1 protein-coding gene is annotated in these 575 nt (G+C 71.5%); it reads right to left on the bottom strand.

From position 1 onward, the window contains the following. On the bottom strand, positions 1-575 hold a 575-nt coding region (locus tag D7X32_RS44590; RefSeq protein WP_244239531.1), incomplete at both ends, for a condensation domain-containing protein.

Raw genomic sequence — 575 nt, 5'->3', positions numbered from 1 at the left:
CGAAGCACCTGGGCGTTGACGAAGAGGCCGATGAGGCCCTCCACCTCTCCGCGCGTACGGCCCGCCATGGGGGAGCCGACGGTGACGTCCTCCTGGCCGGAGTAGCGGGCCATCAGCACCTGCCAGCCCGTCAGCAGTGCCATGTAGAGGGAGGCGCCCTCCTGCTGGGCCAGGGCCTTCAGTGCGTCCGTCAACTCGCGCGGCAGCAGCACGTCATGCCGTGCACCCCGGCCGTCACGGGTGGCGGGGCGGGGGAAGTCGGTGGGCAGCTCCAGGGCGGAGGGCACTCCGGCCAGCTGCTGCTTCCAGTAACCGAGTTGCTTCTCCAGGCGGGGGCCCTGCAACCACTCGCGCTGCCAGACGCCGAAGTCCGCGTACTGCACGCCCAGCGGAGGCAGGGGCGCGGCCAGGCCTCGCGCGAGCGCGCCGTAGAGCATCGCCACCTCGCGCACCAGCAGCGTCATGGACCAGCCGTCGGAGACGATGTGGTGCACCACCACGACGAGCAGGTGCTCTCCCGGCGCCGACGTCAGCAGCAGCGCCCGAAGCAGCGGCCCCGTCGCGAGATTGAAGGG

The organism is Corallococcus carmarthensis (assembly GCF_003611695.1).
Classification (GTDB): domain Bacteria; phylum Myxococcota; class Myxococcia; order Myxococcales; family Myxococcaceae; genus Corallococcus; species Corallococcus carmarthensis.
This window is presented reverse-complemented; position numbering and strand designations above follow the sequence as displayed.